This is a genomic window from Kitasatospora sp. NPDC036934, assembly GCF_055608425.1.
Map to the genome: position 1 here is coordinate 18,537 of NZ_JBVJQR010000047.1, position 17,119 is coordinate 35,655.

General features: G+C 72.3%; 14 protein-coding genes and 3 pseudogenes. 6 read left to right on the forward strand and 11 right to left on the reverse strand.

All coding sequences use genetic code 11. The features are described 5' to 3' along the window. Positions 1–117: 117 nt before the first annotated feature. The gene (locus ACZ7BZ_RS36715; protein ID WP_470362151.1) at positions 118–1,107 is read left to right on the forward strand and encodes an alpha/beta fold hydrolase; all 990 of its coding nucleotides are present in this window, start codon (positions 118–120) and stop codon (positions 1,105–1,107) included. A gap of 202 nt (positions 1,108–1,309) precedes the next feature. Continuing rightward, a pseudogene (locus ACZ7BZ_RS36720) lies at positions 1,310–1,534 on the forward strand (IS630 family transposase); the annotation flags it as partial. A 129-nt stretch (positions 1,535–1,663) separates the two neighbouring features. Here ACZ7BZ_RS36720 and ACZ7BZ_RS36725 read toward each other — a convergent pair. The 5 genes from ACZ7BZ_RS36725 to ACZ7BZ_RS36745 all read right to left on the reverse strand — a co-directional run bounded on the left by ACZ7BZ_RS36725 (position 1,664) and on the right by ACZ7BZ_RS36745 (position 8,759). Next, positions 1,664–4,873, reverse strand: a complete 3,210-nt coding sequence (locus ACZ7BZ_RS36725) for a lantibiotic dehydratase (RefSeq protein WP_470362152.1) — start codon at positions 4,871–4,873, stop codon at positions 1,664–1,666. A gap of 36 nt (positions 4,874–4,909) precedes the next feature. Continuing rightward, complete coding sequence (locus ACZ7BZ_RS36730) at positions 4,910–6,322, reverse strand: lanthionine synthetase C family protein (protein WP_470362153.1); 1,413 nt, start codon at positions 6,320–6,322, stop codon at positions 4,910–4,912. Next, positions 6,322–6,729: a hypothetical protein gene (locus tag ACZ7BZ_RS36735; RefSeq protein ID WP_470362154.1), complete on the reverse strand. Its 408-nt coding sequence runs from the start codon at positions 6,727–6,729 to the stop codon at positions 6,322–6,324. Before ACZ7BZ_RS36735 ends, ACZ7BZ_RS36730 begins: the two co-directional genes overlap by 1 nt. A gap of 556 nt (positions 6,730–7,285) precedes the next feature. After that, entirely contained in the window at positions 7,286–7,810 is a 525-nt protein-coding gene (locus ACZ7BZ_RS36740) for a hypothetical protein (protein ID WP_470362155.1), read from the reverse strand. Between the two features lie 502 nt (positions 7,811–8,312). After that, entirely contained in the window at positions 8,313–8,759 is a 447-nt protein-coding gene (locus tag ACZ7BZ_RS36745) for a winged helix-turn-helix transcriptional regulator (RefSeq protein WP_470362156.1), read from the reverse strand. 130 nt (positions 8,760–8,889) lie between these two features. Between ACZ7BZ_RS36745 and ACZ7BZ_RS36750 the strand changes: the two genes are divergently transcribed. After that, the gene (locus ACZ7BZ_RS36750; RefSeq protein WP_470362157.1) at positions 8,890–9,762 is read left to right on the forward strand and encodes an aldo/keto reductase family oxidoreductase; all 873 of its coding nucleotides are present in this window, start codon (positions 8,890–8,892) and stop codon (positions 9,760–9,762) included. On the opposite strand, the gene ACZ7BZ_RS36755 is transcribed toward ACZ7BZ_RS36750, so the two are convergent. From ACZ7BZ_RS36755 to ACZ7BZ_RS36775, 5 genes and pseudogenes are all read right to left on the reverse strand, one after another. Further along, a complete protein-coding gene (locus tag ACZ7BZ_RS36755) occupies positions 9,670–10,929 on the reverse strand; it encodes a WbqC family protein (RefSeq protein WP_470362164.1) in 1,260 nt (419 codons plus the stop codon). The two genes, ACZ7BZ_RS36750 and ACZ7BZ_RS36755, sit on opposite strands and share 93 nt — an antisense overlap. Positions 10,930–11,159: 230 nt before the next feature. After that, on the reverse strand, positions 11,160–11,708 hold the full coding sequence (locus ACZ7BZ_RS36760; RefSeq protein ID WP_470362158.1) for a hypothetical protein: 549 nt from the start codon (positions 11,706–11,708) through the stop codon (positions 11,160–11,162). 147 nt (positions 11,709–11,855) lie between these two features. After that, positions 11,856–12,356, reverse strand: coding sequence for a hypothetical protein (locus tag ACZ7BZ_RS36765; protein ID WP_470362159.1), 501 nt, complete (start codon positions 12,354–12,356; stop codon positions 11,856–11,858). Between the two features lie 26 nt (positions 12,357–12,382). Further along, a complete protein-coding gene (locus ACZ7BZ_RS36770; protein ID WP_470362160.1) occupies positions 12,383–13,612 on the reverse strand; it encodes a S1 family peptidase in 1,230 nt (409 codons plus the stop codon). A gap of 598 nt (positions 13,613–14,210) precedes the next feature. Beyond that, positions 14,211–14,882: pseudogene (locus ACZ7BZ_RS36775) on the reverse strand (molybdopterin-dependent oxidoreductase); the annotation flags it as partial. Here ACZ7BZ_RS36775 and ACZ7BZ_RS36780 point away from each other — a divergent pair. From ACZ7BZ_RS36780 to ACZ7BZ_RS36790, 3 genes are all read left to right on the forward strand, one after another. Further along, positions 14,818–15,192 carry a hypothetical protein gene (locus tag ACZ7BZ_RS36780; RefSeq protein ID WP_470362161.1) on the forward strand — a complete coding sequence of 125 codons (375 nt, stop codon included), beginning with the start codon at positions 14,818–14,820 and terminating at the stop codon, positions 15,190–15,192. The pseudogene ACZ7BZ_RS36775 and the gene ACZ7BZ_RS36780 overlap by 65 nt on opposite strands. Before the next feature lie 23 nt (positions 15,193–15,215). Then, on the forward strand, positions 15,216–15,515 hold the full coding sequence (locus tag ACZ7BZ_RS36785; RefSeq protein WP_470362162.1) for a transposase: 300 nt from the start codon (positions 15,216–15,218) through the stop codon (positions 15,513–15,515). A 72-nt stretch (positions 15,516–15,587) separates the two neighbouring features. Beyond that, the gene (locus tag ACZ7BZ_RS36790; protein ID WP_470362163.1) at positions 15,588–16,424 is read left to right on the forward strand and encodes an IS3 family transposase; all 837 of its coding nucleotides are present in this window, start codon (positions 15,588–15,590) and stop codon (positions 16,422–16,424) included. Between the two features lie 27 nt (positions 16,425–16,451). Here the strand turns inward: ACZ7BZ_RS36790 and ACZ7BZ_RS36795 are convergent. Continuing rightward, positions 16,452–16,986, reverse strand: a pseudogene (locus ACZ7BZ_RS36795) (IS5 family transposase); the annotation flags it as partial. Positions 16,987–17,119 lie beyond the last annotated feature (133 nt).

Genomic DNA, 17,119 nt, shown 5'->3' on the forward strand with positions numbered 1-17,119 from the left:
CGTCCCCACCATGCTGTCCCGGCAGTTTGCCAGAACGGCAAGGGTGCTCGCGTCGGGCGGTTGCCCCGCAGCAAGATCAGTGGGCAACCGCGGCCGCCCGCGAACCGAGGAGAAGCCATGCAACAGCCCGCGCCGTCCGCCGACCTGCGCCACCGCACCGTTGAGGCACCCGCCGGGCGCCTGCACCTGGTCGAGCAGGGCATCGGACCGCTGGTCCTGCTCGTCCACGGCTTCCCCGAGTCCTGGTACTCCTGGCGCCGCCAGCTCCCGGCTCTCGCGACGGCGGGGTACCGGGCCGTGGCGCTCGACGTGCGCGGCTACGGCCGCTCCTCCAAGCCGACCGCGACGGACGCCTACCGGCTGCTCGACCTGGTGGCGGACAACGTCGCCCTGGTGCGCGCCCTGGGCGAGGAGAGGGCGGTGATCGTCGGACACGACTGGGGCTCCAACATCGCCGCGGCCTCCGCCCTGCTTCACCCCGAGGTCTTCCGCGCTGTCGGACTGCTGAGCGTCCCCTACGCGCCGCCCGGCGGCCCCCGCCCCACCGACGTCTTCGCGCAGATGGGCGGCGACGAGGAGTTCTACGTCTCGTACTTCCAGGAGCCCGGCCGGGCCGAAGCGGAGATGGAGCCCGACCTGCGTGGCTGGCTCGCGGGCTTCTACGCGGCCATGTCCGCCGACACCATGCCCACCCGGGGCGAGCCCGACCCGCACTTCGTGGCCCGCACCGGCGAACGACTGCGCGACCGCTTCCCCGGTGGCAAGCTGCCCGCCTGGCTGACCGAGGACGACCTCGACGTGTACGCCGGCGAGTTCGAGCGCACCGGCATGACCGGGGCCCTCAATCGCTACCGCAACATGGACCGCGACTGGGAGGACCTCGCCCAGTACGGCGGAGCCCCGATCAAGCAGCCGTCCCTGTTCATCGGCGGTGCCTTGGACGCCTCCACGACCTGGATGGCCGACGCGATCGACGCCTACCCGGCCACTCTCCCCGGCCTGGCCGCCACCCACATCCTGGACGGCTGCGGACACTGGATCCAGCAGGAGCGCCCCGAGGAGGTGAACCGCCTCCTGACCTCCTGGCTCGCCTCCCTCCGGGGGTGAACCGCAGGCGAGGCGACGGCCCTCCTGGCGTACGGGACCCGGGTACCCGCGGACCCGGTGAGACCTGGGAGGTCGTCACCGATCGCCGGCACGTCGGATTCGTGGATCTGACCGGCGGCGCCGGGCTGCTGGGGCAGGTCGAGGGCCGCACCGCCGCCTCGGTGAACGCCTGGTTCGCCCGGCAGTCGGCCGCCTGGCGGGCAACCCGATCGAGGCGCACTTCGGACCGCTGCGGCAGTTCACGCTCGCCAACTCGAACCATCCGAACCACACGGTTCAGATTTGCGTGCTGCACGCCTACCTGCGCTGGCGCAACGCCAAGGCCCGCCTCCCCGACGTCCTGGCCGCCCAGCGCAGAGAGCGCGCCCGTATTCGCAGCGAGAAGGGCCTCCGCTGGGGAGGAAGGACGCTCACCGAAGCGGCGTGAATGGCCCGCCTCGGCAGGATCGCTCACCCGAAGAAGCAGGAGGTCGTCGGCCGCGTACTGGAGGGCGTCGGCCTGTTCGAGGGTGAGCTGCGCGGTGCGGGGCAGCGCGGTGGCGGCGGGCCTCCGGGGTCACCCGGCGCGCAGGGTCAGGCTCTGCCGGGTGCGGTGGAGCAGTTCGACCGCGGCGCGTTCGGCCGGGTGGCTCGGGCCCAGCAGGCGGTTGCAGTGCAGGTGGACGTAGCTGTCGCAGAGGTCTAGGAGGGGGCGGCCGAGCAGTCCGCGCCGGTGCAGGTCGGTGAGCCGGGCGGCGACGGGGGCCAGCAGGCGGCGGCGGTCGGCGAGGACCTCGGCAACGGGGGGCGGGGGCGGGGCGCTCAGCAGTTCGCAGAACTCGGCCTTGCGCGCGCGGAATTCGGCGCCGGCGAGGCGTTCGTGGCGGGAGCGGCGGCGGTAGAGGTGCGCTCGGGCCGGTTCGTCCAGGCCGATGCCCGCCAGCAGGTCGTCGATGCTGAGCAGTGCGAGCGCCGTGTCGTCGAGCGGGAGCCGGCCGGCCCGCCGCAGGGCCAGCAGGTCGAGGACGGCGTGGCTGTCGGCGGTGTAGAGCTCCTCGGTGGCGTCCATGGCGGCGAGGCCGCCGTAGCGTTCGACCTCGCGGTCGTAGACGTCGAAGCCGAACCGGGTCAGGCACCCGTCGGCGAGGAGGGCCGCGGCCCAGTCGCCGAGGGCCGGGACGAGCAGGGCGGGGTCACCGCGCAGGCGCAGCCGCAGGTGGGGTTCGGGGTCGGCGTAGCGCAGGAAGAGGCGGCGGTCGGTGTGGTGCGCCAGGTCGGCGACGACGTCACGGACCGCGCCGGCGAGGAGGGCGTCCTCCTCCTGCCGGTCGCCGTAGAGCTTGAGGTAGGTCCAGTCGCCACCCGGGGGCCGTAGGCGCTCGGCCCGGGCGACGGGGGCGTGGTGCGGGCGGGGTGGTGGCGCGGGAGGGGCGGCGGTTCGACGGGTCATGGAGACGACGAGTTCCACGATGTGGGGTCCGTCCGGCCCGGTGGCCCAGGCGTCGTCGAGGCCGGGGAGGGCCTCTTGGAGGATCACGGCTCCGCCGGGCGGCAGACGGGTCAGGGCTCGGCGGATCTCCTCGGCGTGGGAGCGCCCGGTGGTGTCGAGGAGGAGGCGGTGGTCCGCCGCTTCGTCGCTGCTGGTCAGGTAGGTGTGGCGGGGCACGCGCCAGTGGCGGCGCCAGGCGTCGAAGGCGGCCGGGAAGCGGTCCGGGCTCCCGGTGAGCCGCCGGGCGTGGAGGTGGTCGATGCGCCACTGTGCCGGGCGCAGGACGATCCGGCCGCAGGTGACCCGGGGGAGGTAGGGGAAGGTACGGGCGGGGCCCCAGTCGAATCCGGAGAGTTGCGCGGTGCCGTCGTGGCTCAGGTCGGCGAGGAAGCGGCAGACGGCGGGGGCCCGGCTGTGGTTGAGCATGTGCCCGGAGCAGACGGTGACCTCCCGGACGGCCCGTGGGGTGTGCTCTCCGGCGCGGTCCGTTTCCGGGCGGCCTTTCGCGCCGTCGTCCCAGATGCCGTCGTCCCAGATGCCGTGGTCCCAGATCAGGGCGAGCCTGCCGGCGGTGATCCGGACCGCGAGTTCGTCGAGGGGGATGTAGCGGGCCGGGCCGTCCTCGGCGCTGGTCCGGATGCCGATCTCGTGGTCGCGGACGGTGGGGCGTACGACGACGTTGGCGGAGCGGGTCTTCTCGGGGAGGTAGACCAGTTCGGCGAGGACGCGTCCGGGGTCCAGGGCGCGTTCCGCGGCGGCGACCTCGGTGAGGGCGGGGACGGCGCCAGGGAGCATGCCGGCGAAGCGGCCGAGGTTGCGTCCGGCGGCTCCGGCGCCGATGTTGGCGCCCACCACCAGCCGGAAGTCGCCCGCGTCGACGGCGGCGGCCGACGGGGCGGCGACCATGGCGTAGAGGTCGAGCGAGAGGGGCAGCCGGTCGGGGGCGACGCTCTGGAGGGTGAGCCGGTCGAGGGTGTCCCGGTCGAGGTCGACGCCGGGCAGGTGGTCGTGGAGCGCCTCGGTGGCGAGGCGCAGCAGGGCGTCGGCCCGGTCGCTGTCGAGGGATGCGACCGTCGCGGTCGGGGAGGGGGCGCCGAGGCCGGTGACGGGGTCGAGCAGTTCGAGGACGGGCACGTCGCGGTCGGTTCCGTACCGGGCCTCGAACGCGCGCCGGTACGCGGCGATGTGCGGCAGCCCGTCCGGGAAGGGGGTGAGACGGAGCAGCAGGTCGGCGGCCTCGACGGCGGCGTCGGCGACCCGGTGGGACACCGTCCCGGCCGCGAGGGAGAGTGCCGTGTCGACCTGGAGGGGGGTGCCGGTGTCGAGGCCGGTGACGCGGCGGGCGTGGTCGGCCAGCGCGGGGAAGGTGTCGGCGCCGACGGCCGGGGGCTGCTTGCGCCAGTCCTGGATCGCGGCGAGCAGCGCGGAGAGGTCGGCGTGGGCGGCGGCGGCCGCCGGGATCCGGCCGAGGTGGTCGAGGACGTGCCCGCAGGGGTCGAGGTGGGTCAGCGGCGGGCGGAGGTCCGTCAGGAGGAAGGCGTGCCGCCACAGGCGCTGGAGCAGGTCGTCGACCTTGTCGGGGGTCGCTCCGGGGACGGTGCGCAGCAGGTCGGCGGCGAGGTCGGCGTGGCTGATCGGGGTGCGGGCGAGGGCGAGGGCGCGCAGGACCGCGCCGGTGGCGCGCAGCGTGACGTTCTCGCCGCCGGTCGCCGTCCGCGGCGCTTCGACGCCGCTGAGGGTGACCCGGCCGGCCCGGTGCAGCACGGCCGGGTTGGCGATGACCTGGGTCGCCCGGCGGATCCGCGGGGTCGATTCGAGGGCGGTGACGAAGTGCAGCAGGGCGTGCATGTCGAGCCGGGCGTGGATCTCGGGCGGCCGGTCGTCGGCGATCCGGACGTCGGTGGCCGGCCCCCACCGCCCCACGGCGGCGCCGGCGCTGAGCCCGAACGGGGTGGGACGGGTGCTGAGCCGGACGAGGTAGCGCAGCAGGCTCGCCTCGAGCCGCCGCCGATCGCGCTCGGTGTCCGCCGGCCGCCGCAGCGCGGCCGCCAGGGGCAGCGAGGACACGGCGACGGCGCACCGCGCCAGCCCGTCGTCCCGTACCTGGGCGGTGGCGGGCTCGGGGCCGGCAGCGTCGGCCGCGGGGTAGCGGGTGACGGGCAGGACCGGGGTGCGGATCATCACGAAGTCGAGGGCGCGGTAGCGGCTCGGCGCCCCCGGGGACGGTCGTCGCCGGGCGCCAGGAGTGTGGGCGCCGGGAGCGTGGGCGTCGGGAGCGCGGGAGTTGTCGGCGGTCATGGCATCGGGTGGGCGGTCACGGTGGTGGGCGGCCGGTCACGACAGCAGGAAGAACCGGTCCCAGGCCGGGGGTTCGGGGGTGGCGGCGGCCAAGAGGGCGAGGGCGATCCCGGGGGTGCCCTCCAGCAGGCCGACCCGGTCCGCACGGGTGCCGTCGGCCTCGACGCTGCGGTAGCCGAAGGGTGATCGGGGCCTGTACTCGTCGAGCAGCTGCTCGACCAGGCGGTGCGCCCCGGCGCCGATCTGCTCGTCCCCGGTGTCGGCGGCGAACCGGAGGGCGACCTGCAGCAGGCCCGCGATGCCGTGGCAGAAGCCGGGCGAGTCGACGCGGCGCCACGCGACCGGGCGTGCCAGGACGGCCCGCAGGGCGGCGGTGGCCGCGGCGGTGAGGCCGGGGTCGCCCAGGGCGGTGCCCGCCAGCCACAGCGCGCGGGCGACACCCGGGCTGCCGTAGCACCAGGCGTCGCGGGCCGGTGTCGGAGCGGGGGCCTGTTCACCGGGCGTGTAGGCCTGTTCATCCGGGGCGGAGGCCGCGGGCTCCTCGACCGCCGGCGGGTAACCGACAACCGACGGGTACCCGCCGCCCCGGGCGTTCGCGACGTGCCGGGCGGCGAGCCAGGACGCGGCCCGGCCGATCGCCTCGGTGTGTCCCGGCACCGCCGGGCCGTGGGCGTCGGCGTGGCAGAGGGCGAGCAGGGCGAGGGGGCCGGTGATGCCGTGCGCCAGGCCGCAGTTGGCGACCGCGCCCGGGTACCTCGCGCGCATGCCCTCGTCGGCGATCAGGGCGTGCGGGGTGTGCCAGGCGGGGATCCCGTCGGTGTCCGGGCAGCCCCGGCACAGATCGGCCAGCCAGCCGAGCAGGGTGCCGAGCGCGCGGTCCCGGTCTGGGCCGGGCGGCCGGGCGAGGAGGTAGGCGGCCACACCGGTCCAGCCGGACACGAGGTCGAAGGCGCCGACGGCGAGTCCCCGCCCGTCGACGGCGGGGAGCCGCCGGGGGATCCGCGCGTACAGGCTGTCGTCGAGGTCGCCGAGCAGCGTGCGGTACCGTTCCCGGCCGTTGGCCAGGTAGGCGGTGCTGAACGCCATTCCGGCGAGCCCGGAGAACAGGCCCGGGCCCGTGACGGGGTCCCGGGCGGTGCCCTCCACAGCGTGGGCGAGGTGACGGTGGGCCACCACGTCCCAGCCCTGGCCGGGCAGGCAGCGGTCGAGGTGCCCGAAGGCCAGGGCGAGGCCGCTGGCGCCCTGTGCGGTGCCGTACGGCGTCCAGCGTGGCCGCTCCCGGCGCGCACCGGCCCGGCCCGCCGCCTCCGCAGTGCCGGGATCGCGCAGCCGGGAGAGCACGTCCACGGCCGAGGCCCGGGCCAGGGACGCGGTCCGGGCGTCAACGATCGCCGGCCGCCAGGCCGCCGCCTGCCCCCGGCCTTCCCGGGGCGACGCTGCTACGGCCATCAGCCTTCCTGGGACGACCGGGTCCCCCGCTCGACGCGGCGGATGACCTGTTCCCCGGCGACCCTTCGGGTGATGCCGTCGGCGCGGACCTGACTGACCTCCAGGACGTAGTGGTCCTCGAAGAACCGGACCGGGGCCGTGTCGCACTCCGAGGTGCACGAGCCGCAGGTCGAGCAGGTCTCGGTTTCGCCGACGGCGGCGCCGGCGGGCAGGCTGGCGACGGTGCACTCCTCCCCGCAGGTGCTGGCACAGCTGTTGGTGCACTCGTCCCCGCAGGTACTGGCGCAACTGGCGGTCTCGCCCGCGTGGGCGGCGAACCCGTCGACGGCCTTGGTGACCACCTTGACCCGGATGTCCAGGTCGAACTGGTCGTCGCTGATTCCGGCGTTCACTTGCTTGTCGTTCATGGCGCAACCTTCTGGGGCTGGTTGCCGAGCACGTTCACTCATTTCCACTATGGCAGCCCGACGTGTGGCTGCAAGCGGGTGACGACGCCGCAGGAGGCGACCCTCCGTGACGCTGTGACCCTCCGTTCCCGGATTTCGTCACCCTCCGCCACCGGCAGGCTGGCTTCCGCTCCCTGGGGAGGGAGTTCTCCATCCACCCACACCCCGGCCAAGGGCCCCAGCGCGTAATCCGCACCGTCCATCGAGGCATGCGTCGTCCAGGCCCTTGCGCGAACGCCGGGTGCAAGCGGACGGGACGCCGTCGCCCCGCGTGCGAGCGATGTGGCCCACGACCGGTCGCTGTCGTGAGCCCAGAGTCACCGGTACTCGACCGACTCCTCCGGGAGAACGGCGGAGCCTGGAGCCGGTACGCCGCAGGCGACCACACCCGGGCACCGGCGGGCTGGGCTCCCCGGGGAACCCGCGACAGTTGAACACGCGAGCCCACCCAGTAGCCCTCGGGCGCTTGGACGGTTCCCTCCCACGGAGCCTTCCCGCGGAAGGTCGATCATCGCGGTCAGTGGGGCCAGGCGTCGGCGGCGTTCCGCACGAATACGGCCTCGATGGTGGGCGACGGCATGTCGTTGTCGATGGACAGGTACACCTGCCGACCGTTTCCGGCACTGGTGGCGGTGACAATGCGGTAGGCGTGACCGGGCTCCGGTGGCACGAGTGGGCCGTTCGGGAATGTGCCGAGCTTCAGCCTGAACGGGAACTCCGCGGCATCGGGACGGACCAGGGGTGCTGCGTCGAGGTCGGTACCGGGGGCGACTTGGGCCACGAATGCGCGCAGGCAGTCGCGGGTCACGGTGGCGTGAAGGCCGAAGTTCTCCTCGGCGTCGTTCCAGTTGTCGGAGTAGGCGTATCGCAGGCCCTTGGTCCCGCATGGCGCGTTGACCGAGAAACGCGCCAGGACCTGCGGAAAGGTGTGATCCCCGGAGTGCGAATCCGAGGCGTCACAGTCCTCGCGTGGATCCGGGCACGCGGACGGCCAGGCGGACCAGGCCAGCGCCGCCACGCCGAAGGCAAGGGCCAAGAGCATTAGCGCGCTCAGGGCGCAGGCCGCTCGGCCTCGAAGTGCCTTGGGTCTGACAGTGGCGGATGATTGCTCACCCGCTGGCCCGGATTTCGTTTCCAGTGGCACAGACCCCCCTGTCAAACCGTGCGGTAGGCCCCGGCCGGCCATCGCTTGAACGTGTTCAAATTTACCACTTCACCACCTCTGATGCCGCGTCAAGGCGCTTCCGGAAACGGACGCATCTCGGATCTCCCGGGTGGAGGGGGTCCGCCTCCGGAGACTGCTCACGGCCGCGATCGGGCGTGTCGTGGCTGAGAACTCGCGACGGTTGAATATGCGAGCTCACCAGTATCAACCCCCGTCCTCTGTGCGACGAGGACGAAGCTGGGCCTCGCACGACGAGGTCCCCGCCCTCACCGCCGGCCAACACCCCGCCTGGTCCGCCGTTCTGGACGGCTACCGGCTCTGCGCAGTTGAGGGTGTGGCGCCGAGGACACAGAGCTGTCGGACGGTTGGATGTGAGCCGTCAGGAGGTGCGAGCCTCGTGGTTCTCACGGTTCGCGAGGACCTCGGCCATGTGTGTTTGCGCCCAGTTTCTGAGCCCGCGCGTCATGTGGTGGAGCGAGAGACCGAGGTCGGTCAGCTCGTAGGAGACGGTGACAGGGACGGTCGGTGTCACGGTACGGGTGAGCAGGCCGTCGCGCTCCAGCGACCGTAGCGTCTGGGTCAGCATCTTCTGGCTGACTCCGGCCAGAAGGCGAGAGATCTCGGAGTAGCGCATCGCCTTCGGAGCGTCTGCGTGCGCTGCACCGGACTGGCCAGGGCTGGTGTCGCCGCCCAGCGCACACAGGATCAGGACGACCCACTTGTCCGAGATCCGGTCGAGCAGCTGCCGGCTGGGGCACCCCGCCAGGAACGCGTCGTACTCCACCTTGGCCTGGGCCCTCTTCTGGGCCGCCTTCGCCGTCGTCACTGATCGAACCTCTCACCGATAGGTGGGTTGCGCACTCTGAAGTGCCTACTTCCCGATAGGAAGTTTCTCTCCAATGCTGATGCAGGGAGGCAGCAGGCGCCACCCCCAGTGCACGACGAAAGGCAACAGGATGAGCACACCCTCCCTCTCTCTTCCCGGTGGCACCCGGACTCTGGGTGACTTGACCGTCACCCGGTTCGGCTACGGCGCCATGCAACTGGCCGGCACGTGGGTCATGGGGCCGCCCACCGATCGCGAGGGGGCCCTGGCCGTTCTGCGTGAAGCGGTCGACCTCGGCATCACCCACATCGACACCAGCGACGCCTACGGGCCGCGCATCACCAACGAGTTGATCCGCGAGGCACTACACCCCTATCCCGAGTCGCTGCACATCGTGACCAAGGTGGGCGCGACCCGCGACGAACGGGGTGGCTGGCCCACGGCCCGGCGACCCGAGGATCTGCGCCGTCAGGTCCACGACAACCTCAAGTCCCTCCAGCTCGACGTACTCGACCTGGTCAACCTCCGACTCGGCAACGCCGAAGGCCCCGAGCCCGGCTCGCTCGCCGAGGCGTTCGAGACGCTCGTGGGACTCCAGCAGGAGGGCCTGATCCGCCACCTCGGGGTCAGCAACGCCACCGAAGAACAGATCACCGAGGCACAGAGCATCGCGCCGATCGTGTGCGTGCAGAACATGTACAACCTCGCCCACCGCCACGACGACAAGCTCATCGACCGGCTCGCCACCGAAGGCGTCGCGTACGTGCCCTTCTTCCCTCTCGGAGGCTTTACCCCGCTTCAGTCCTCGGCGCTCTCGGCGGTCGCCGCTCGATTGAAGGTGACACGGATGTCCGTCGCACTGGCCTGGCTGCTGCAGCGATCACCGAACATCCTGCTCATCCCCGGCACGTCATCGACGGCGCACCTTCGCGAGAACATCGCCGGCACGGGACTCTCCCTCTCGCATGGGGACTTGACCGAGCTGGACGACATCGGCCGCTGAATACCCCGTAGCTGAACGGCCCACAAGCCACGACCGAAGCCACCGTTCAAGTTTCGGTCCCGGTCGCCTTCGCGCGACCGGGCCAGGGTCGCGTTCGGCGCGACCACGGCGGCGCTGCCCGCGACGACCTCGGTCAGTGCCTGGCGGGCCTGCTCGAACTCGTCGGCGGCGATCACGTAGGTGCCGTGCGCGATGGAGATCACCGGGACCCGGCCGGCCGCGCGCACCAGCGCCGGGGCGAGGCCGAATCCGAGGTGCTGGGCGTGGATCACGTGCGGCGAGTGCTGCTGGATCAGCTCGCGGACCTCGGCGGTCAGCTCGTCGACGTAGCGCCCGTAGTCCGGGCCGTAGGGCCGCTTCGCCGTGTCCAGCGCGATCAGGCGGTCGAAGGAGTGCCAGCCGTTCTCGATCGGCCGCATGCCGAGGAAGGTGCTGTGGACGCGGTCCGACATCGCGGCGTAGGCGTCGTCCACGAGGATCATGCTGCCGCAGGAAGGGGCGACCGGAAGGTCGATGCAGGTGAGTACCCGGGTTCGGGTCATGCTGGCACTCCGTCCAACTCGTTCTGGTAGGTGGTAAATCCGTCGGTGAGTAGGGTCCGCAGGTCGGCCCAGCCGAGGTTGCAAGTGGCATCGACGACGGACAGCACCGGGTGAAGGGCTGGCGAGGCCAGGTCTGCGGGTAGACGGGGTGGCGCGGGTAGTACTCGTTCCACAGGACCCGGATCCCCGTGGCGCCCACCGCGGCGGTGTCCAGGTAGCCGCGGGTGCCGGAGCCGGCCCACAGCGTCTGCTCGCCGGTGTGCTCGCAGACCGCGACGATGCGCTCGATCCGACCGCTGGCCGGCAGCGGCATGGTGGAGCTGCGCAGCAGGCGGCCGGTCGCGCCGAGGGCGGCGTGGATGCGGGTGAGCAGGTCGGTGTTGAGGTCGGGGAGTAGCTGGTGGTCGGCCTCCAGCGCCGGGCGATGGTCACCATGGTCTCGGCGTAGAAGGCGGTTCGGCTGTAGGCCATGGCCAGGGTGCGCAGCAGCGAGTCGGGAGAGAAGTGGTCGGCGATCCGGGGGTGGGCAGGGCGCAGAAGACCGAAGCCACCGTTGTCGCCGGGGGATGGGTGGACGCGCCGCCGTTCTGACGGTCGGCGTCGGGGTCCTGGGCCCCGGTCCCATTCCCGCGATGCCGCCGGGTCGGCCGCCGTGTGCGATTTCCTGTAGGCCGCGATCACCGGTCGGGGGCCGGGCCCGCCGATGGGCGGTGAACGCGCATCCGATCCGCGTACCGAGGGAAGGCGGACCGAGCGGAGCAGCGGGGTCGGGCGTACGGGCGGGCGCGGTGGCGGGCTTCCCTCCGCGCCGGCCGCAGGCGTGAGGTGAGCGGCATCGTGCCCCGCTTCATGCCGTCAGAGCTTTGCGGCCGGGTCCCGGTGGCGGCCGATCGTCGCCGGTTGCGGCAGCGGGCGGCCGATGTCGGGCAGGCCCCAGGCGGGGACGCCGTCGGTGAAGACCCGGGTGGCGTCCCGTGCGGTCTGGACTTCGGCGTCCAGGACGCCGGCGAACGCGGTCCTGGTGCTGGTGCGTTGCTGGAAGGCCAGCACGAACGGGACGGTCATCGGGATGCCGAGATAGGCGGTGGCGGCACCGTCCGGCCAGGTCGGGTCGAGGACGGCGCCGCCCGGGCCGGAGCACCAGGCGTGCGGCCGTGCCGTGCCGTCGGCGTAGGCGTAGCCCTCCACGTAGGCGGTGCCGGTCAGGTGGGCGACGCGCAGCGCGTTCGGGTGGCAGCGGCCGGGGGTGCCGCGGCGGGGTGCGCCCCGGGGCCAGGGGGCGGGGGTGAACAGCCGGCCCTGGGCGAGGACGGCGGCCGGGGCTGACGGGGTGCCGGGGGTGGCCCGGGCCCCGACCGCGGCCAGGAGGTCGTGTTCGGCTCGGGTCGGCTGGTCGGCGGGCACGAGTCCCAGTGTGCGGTGGGGGTACGCGTGCGGCGAGCGGCCGCCCGCCGGACGGGGGAGCGGTGGATGCGTGGCACCGTTGCCCGCAGTGCGGCGCGCCAGGGCGTCGGCCCGCCCGGCGGCCGGTCAGGTTGCCGGATTGCCCGCTCAGGGGGCGGTGTTGCTGTGGACGGTGGTGCGGCCCGGGTAGTGGGCGTCGAGGTAGGTGCGGGCGGCGGCGAGGTCGCCGACGACGCCGACGGTGGTGCGGCCGTCGGGGGCGAGGCCGGTCTGGAAGACCTGGAACCCGGGCTGCTGGAGGGCCTGGAGTGCGCCCTCGAGTGGGTAGTCGTGGCCGCGCCGGTAGACGAGGTCTGAGGTGACGTGGCCGCGGACGACCTCGGTCCGGCCAGGGAAGCGCTGGCCGAGTACCCGGCGGGCGTCGTCGAGGTCGCCGATCACCTCGACTCTCTGCACCCGGTCGCCCGGGTGCGCGGCGACGGTGTCGACGTGCCAGGTGGCCGGGCCGACGCCGGCCTTGTAGATGGCCTGCTGGAGGTCGGCCAGCTCCTGCCCGCGGGGCGCGTCGGGCTGGGCGGCGGCCGCGCCGCAGGCGACGGCGAGGATGGCGAGGGTGGCCACGAGCCGGCCGGTGAGCGCGACATCCACGGGAGCGCCCCTTTCCTTTGGTGCTGTCAGGCGATGGACAGGCCGAACTTGTCGATGATCGGCGAGATCGGGGTGTAGAGGAGGGTGTCGTAGCAGATGGTGCTGATCGCCGTGGGGCTGCAGACGGCCTTCTGGCCGCCTCCGGCGACGATGATGCCGCGGGCCTGCATGTCCTCGCCGCCGTTGATGCTGGCGAAGACCGGCCCGCCGCTGTCGCCCTGGGCCACCGCGACGGTCCGGTCGTCGGTGCGCTCGGCGACGTCCATGTCCTTGTGCCAGGTGCCCCCGACGTTGGCGGCGTACTCGGTCTGGGTGACCTTCAGCCCGCAGTGCACCCCGGACATGGCCCCGCTGTCGCACACCAGCCCGCCGACGCTGTTGTGGCCGGCGCCGAAGACGTGCTTGGAGTAGCCGGAGGCGTTGTTCCACGCGCCGTCGTAGAAGCGGCCGCTGGGGCCGCCGTTGGTGTTGATCACGGTGACGTCGAGCCCGGTGTCCGCGTCCGCAGCCTGGCCGATCGTCGTGCCGGCGCCGGTCTTGTACGTGCCGGAGGTCCCGCAGTGCGCGGCGGTGAGAAGGACCGCGGTCTTGTCGCGCCAGGCCCCGAACCCCGAGCTGCAGAAGGCACCGCCGGGGGCGGTGAGCTCGGCGCCGGCGCTCCACGGGCTGGCGTCGCTGTGCCGGGTCGCCGCGGCCGCCGGAGCTGCCACGGGCGAGGCCTGGACCGGGACACCGGCCAGCTCGGCGGCGCGCGCGGAGACCTGCTCGCTGGAGAGCGCGCGGCGCGCACTGGAGCTGTCGGGGGTGTAGGTGACGGTCAGCCCGGTGCCGTCCACAGCGGGCCCGGCCCCGTTCCACACCGTGCCGTCCTCACCGCGTTCGGCGGCGGCGACGAGCCGGTCCCGCGCCTCGCGCAGCCGGCCCAGGCTGTAGGGCGCCCGTCGGACCGTTGCGGCGATGCCCGCCGGGGCTTGCTCCAGGACGTCGGTGACGCGCTCAGGTACGTCGCCGTGCCAGAACAGCGTCAGGCTGCCCTGCTGCGGGTCGATGGTGTGCCCCGCGTAGCCGGCGACGCTTGCGCGCAGGTGCTCGGGCACTCCGGTGACGGCGTCCGCGAGGCGTTCAAGCACCTCCTGGCGGTGCAGCACGTCCTGGCCGGCGTCGGCCGCCGACGACGCGCTACTCGGCTTGGTGGCGGCGGGGTTGACGGCGGCCAGGACGATGAGCACCGCGGCGATGGCAGTCCTCCTGAACAAGCTTCCGTCTCCTCGTCGTCCGGCTGGGGCATGAGCGCCGTGCCCGCGCTGCTGCGGGGGAGACCCAGTACCCCACGCTTCGGAGTCGGACCGCCAGCGAACCGCCAGGTACTCACCCGGACGAGCGAGCAGGTGCGAGGAGACCGGCCTCTCCCTCGTCAACAAGCCCGCATCGGCACCGTTTTGTTGCGACCATGGCGAAAATGAGCTAGCAGAATGGCCCCTGCCTGCGCCGTTCGGCGACCGAATGCCTGTCGGGGGTCATGAAAAGCCGCTAGAGGGTCCCTCGGGGGATTTGGATCCACGGTCGAGCGGCACTTCGGGGCCAAGGGAACCAGTGTCGACGCCGACGTCGACGGTCATGACGCTGCCCTGGGCAGGCGGTGATTCCGGTGCTGACGAGCAGCTCGCCGCCGCTGCTGCCGACGTACTTGCCGGGAGGCGGCCATGATGCCGCTGGTCGTCGGATTCAAGGGACGCGCCGCCGAGCTCGCCAGCGAGATCGCCGAAGGCTTCACTGACTCCGATCCGGATGTCGCCGCCACGGTCGCCGACGTTCGCGCCGGGCCCGGCGCCCCGACCGCCGAGCTGGACCAGTCCAGGCTGGGGTGCAGTGGGCGACACGTTCGGCGAGTTCGTCGAAGCCGACGGTGTGCCGCTCGAGGAAGCCGCGGTCGATCCGGTCGGTGCGGATGACCTCGTGCAGAAGGGCGTTGAGGAGGGCGACGTTGGTGCCGGCGCGCGGCGTCAGATACACGGTCGCGCGGCGGGCCGCCGGGGTGGGGCGGGGGTCCACGCAGATCAGGCGGGGCGGGGAGGCGCCCTCCAAGCGGTCCAGGACGCGCATCCACAGCACCGGCTGGGTCTCGGCCATGTTGTGCCCGAACAGGGCGATCACGTCGGCCTGGTCGATGTCGGTGTAGGAGGCGGGCTGGCCGTCGCAGCCGAAGGTCTCCTTCAGCGCCTCGCCGGCGGTGGCGGTGCACAGCCGGGTGTTGCCGTCCAGGTGGTTGGTGCCGATCCCGGACCGGGCGATCACCGCCAGGGTGTAGTACTCCTCGAGGAACAGCTGTCCGCTGGTGTAGAAGCCGATCGCCCCGGGCCCGCTCTCGTCCAGCAGCAGCTGGGAGCGCGCCACAACGGTGTTCATGGCGGCGTCCCAGTCGCACGGCACGAGCTCGCCGCCGTGGCGGACGAGGGGGCTGGTGAGGCGTTCGGGTGAGTGGTTGGCCTGCCAGCCGAACAGGTCCTTCAGCCCGAGCCGGCCCCGGCCCGGCTTCCCCGTCCCACACGGCCACACCGAGGCCACCTGGCTGCGCCACCTCACCCTGCGCGCCGCCGCCCACCGCTTCGCCCCGGGCAACGAGAAGGCCCACCGCCAGGTCGCCTACGAGCTCGACGTCATCGACCAACTCGGTATGGCCGGCTACTTCCTGATCGTCCACGACATCGTCGACTTCGCCCGCCGCACCGACATCTGGTGCCAGGGCCGCGGCTCGGCCGCCAACTCCGCGGTCTGCTACGCCCTCGGCATTGACATTCCCCTCGTAGCGTGGAGTCGTGACCAGAGGGGAAGTTGAGGGTCATGGCGGGGAAGAGGCGCTTGTACGACGCGGAGTTCCGCGCGGGTGCGGTGCGGATCGTGACAGAGGCCGGGAAGTCGGCCGTGGAGGTCGCGCGGGACCTTGGCGTGCAGCCGAGCACGCTGCAGAACTGGGTCCACCGCGCGCGGGCCCGGGCGGACGCGGATGCCGAGGGAGGCCTGAGCGAGTCCGAACGCGACGAACTGCGCCGGCTGCGGGAGGAGAACACCCGCCAACGCAAGGAGATCGCCGAGCTCGGGATGGAGCGCGATGTCCTCAAGCGATCAGTGGTCCTGTGGGTGAAGGAGGCGACGAAGTGACGGTTGCGGGCTTCATCGTCGACCAGAGGATCGAGCACGGCGTCCCGCACACGACCGCCTGCCGGGCCCTGGGTGTCCGAGTCCTGGTTCTACAAGTGGCGCCGCCGCCCGGCCGAGCCGACGATGTGCGAGGTTCGGCGGGCTGAGCTGTCCGAACGGATAGAGCACTTCTTCGTCGCTTCGGGCAACACTTACGGCTCGCCCAGGATCACCCTGGACCTGTGGGCCGAGGGCTGGCAGGTCTCGGAGAACACAGTCGCCAAGATCATGGCCGAGATGGGCCTGCAGGGCCGCAAGCCCCCGCGTCGGCGCCGCTCTCTGACCCGCCAGGGCAAGCGGAAAGCGGCCCGTGACCTGGTCAATCGCCACTTCGACGCGGTGGCGCCGAACGTGCTGTGGGTCGGCGACATGACGGAGATCGACACGAGCGAGGGCAAGCTCTACCTGGCTACCGTGATCGACCTGTTCTCCCGCCGCCTGCTCGTCTACGCGATGGGTGCTCACCACGACGCCGCACTGGTCAGCGCCTCGTTGAAGATGGCCGCGGCCACCCGGGGCGGCCAGGTGGACGGCGTGATCTTCCACAGCGACAGGGGCAGCGAATACAGCAGCCAGGCCTACAACGAGCTGTGCGACCGCCTCGGCGTCGTCCAGTCCATGGGGCGCGTCGGATCGGCCCTGGACAACGCCGCCGCCGAGAGCTTCCACTCGACGATCAAGGTCGAGTACATCCACCGGCACCGCTTCGCGACCCGGGCCGAGGCCCGGATCAAGGTCGCTACGTGGATCACCGACTTCTACAACACCCGCCGCAGGCACAGCGCAGCCGGCGGCCTACCGCCCGTGGAGTTCGAACGGATCATCAGCAAGGCCCGAGCTGAGGCCCATCAGGAACCTCAGGCCGCATAACGAAAGACTCCACGATTACAGGGGATTGACACCCCTGCGGGGAACCCGGATCGCGGCCATCACGGTCGCGAACGCGGGCGCGTCACCCGCCTGCCCGGCCGTCACGACGAGGGCCAGCGGGCGGGCCCGGACGTCACTGGCCAGATGGACCTTGGTGCTCGGGTCTCCACGTGAACGCCCGATGGCGTGGTCGGCGGGTTCGCCCCGGCCGCCGTCACCCTTTGCGGGCACCGGCGGCATGCTGGTGGGCCCGGCACACGGTGGAGTCCACCGAGGCGGTCCAGCCGATGTCGTCCTCGGCGTCCGCCGCGGCCAGCACAGCCGCAAAGATCCGCTGCCACGTGCCGTCGACCGCCCACCGCAACAACCGCTTGTGCGCCGTCCGAAATGGCCCAAGTTCCTCCGGAAGGTCGCGCCAGGGCGAGCACGTGCGGTACTTCCACGCGATCGCCTCCAGCGTGCGGCGATGGTCCGCCCATCGCCGTCCACGGACCGGATCGGCCGGCATCCACGGCTCGATCCGGTCCCACATCGCATCACTGATCACCAACCGGACAGACACATCCGATCAACTGCTCAGCCCATCAAAGAGACGCGCCCTAGTTGAGGGTGGCGAGGGCGGTTTCGTAGTTCGGTTCGTTGGCGATTTCGGTGACGAGTTCGGTGTGGAGGACGGTGTTGTTTTCGTCGAGGAC

Bases quoted from the DNA above. Each gene is read 5' to 3' on its own strand.
- ACZ7BZ_RS36750 (WP_470362157.1), top strand. From the start codon at position 8,890: ATGAGCACACCCTCCCTCTCTCTTCCCGGTGGCACCCGGACTCTGGGT.
- ACZ7BZ_RS36715 (WP_470362151.1), top strand. From the start codon at position 118: ATGCAACAGCCCGCGCCGTCCGCCGACCTGCGCCACCGCACCGTTGAG.
- ACZ7BZ_RS36725 (WP_470362152.1), bottom strand. From the start codon at position 4,873: ATGACCGCCGACAACTCCCGCGCTCCCGACGCCCACGCTCCCGGCGCC.
- ACZ7BZ_RS36735 (WP_470362154.1), bottom strand. From the start codon at position 6,729: ATGAACGACAAGCAAGTGAACGCCGGAATCAGCGACGACCAGTTCGAC.
- ACZ7BZ_RS36740 (WP_470362155.1), bottom strand. From the start codon at position 7,810: ATGCTCTTGGCCCTTGCCTTCGGCGTGGCGGCGCTGGCCTGGTCCGCC.
- ACZ7BZ_RS36730 (WP_470362153.1), bottom strand. From the start codon at position 6,322: ATGGCCGTAGCAGCGTCGCCCCGGGAAGGCCGGGGGCAGGCGGCGGCC.
- ACZ7BZ_RS36755 (WP_470362164.1), bottom strand. From the start codon at position 10,929: ATGGGACCGGGGCCCAGGACCCCGACGCCGACCGTCAGAACGGCGGCG.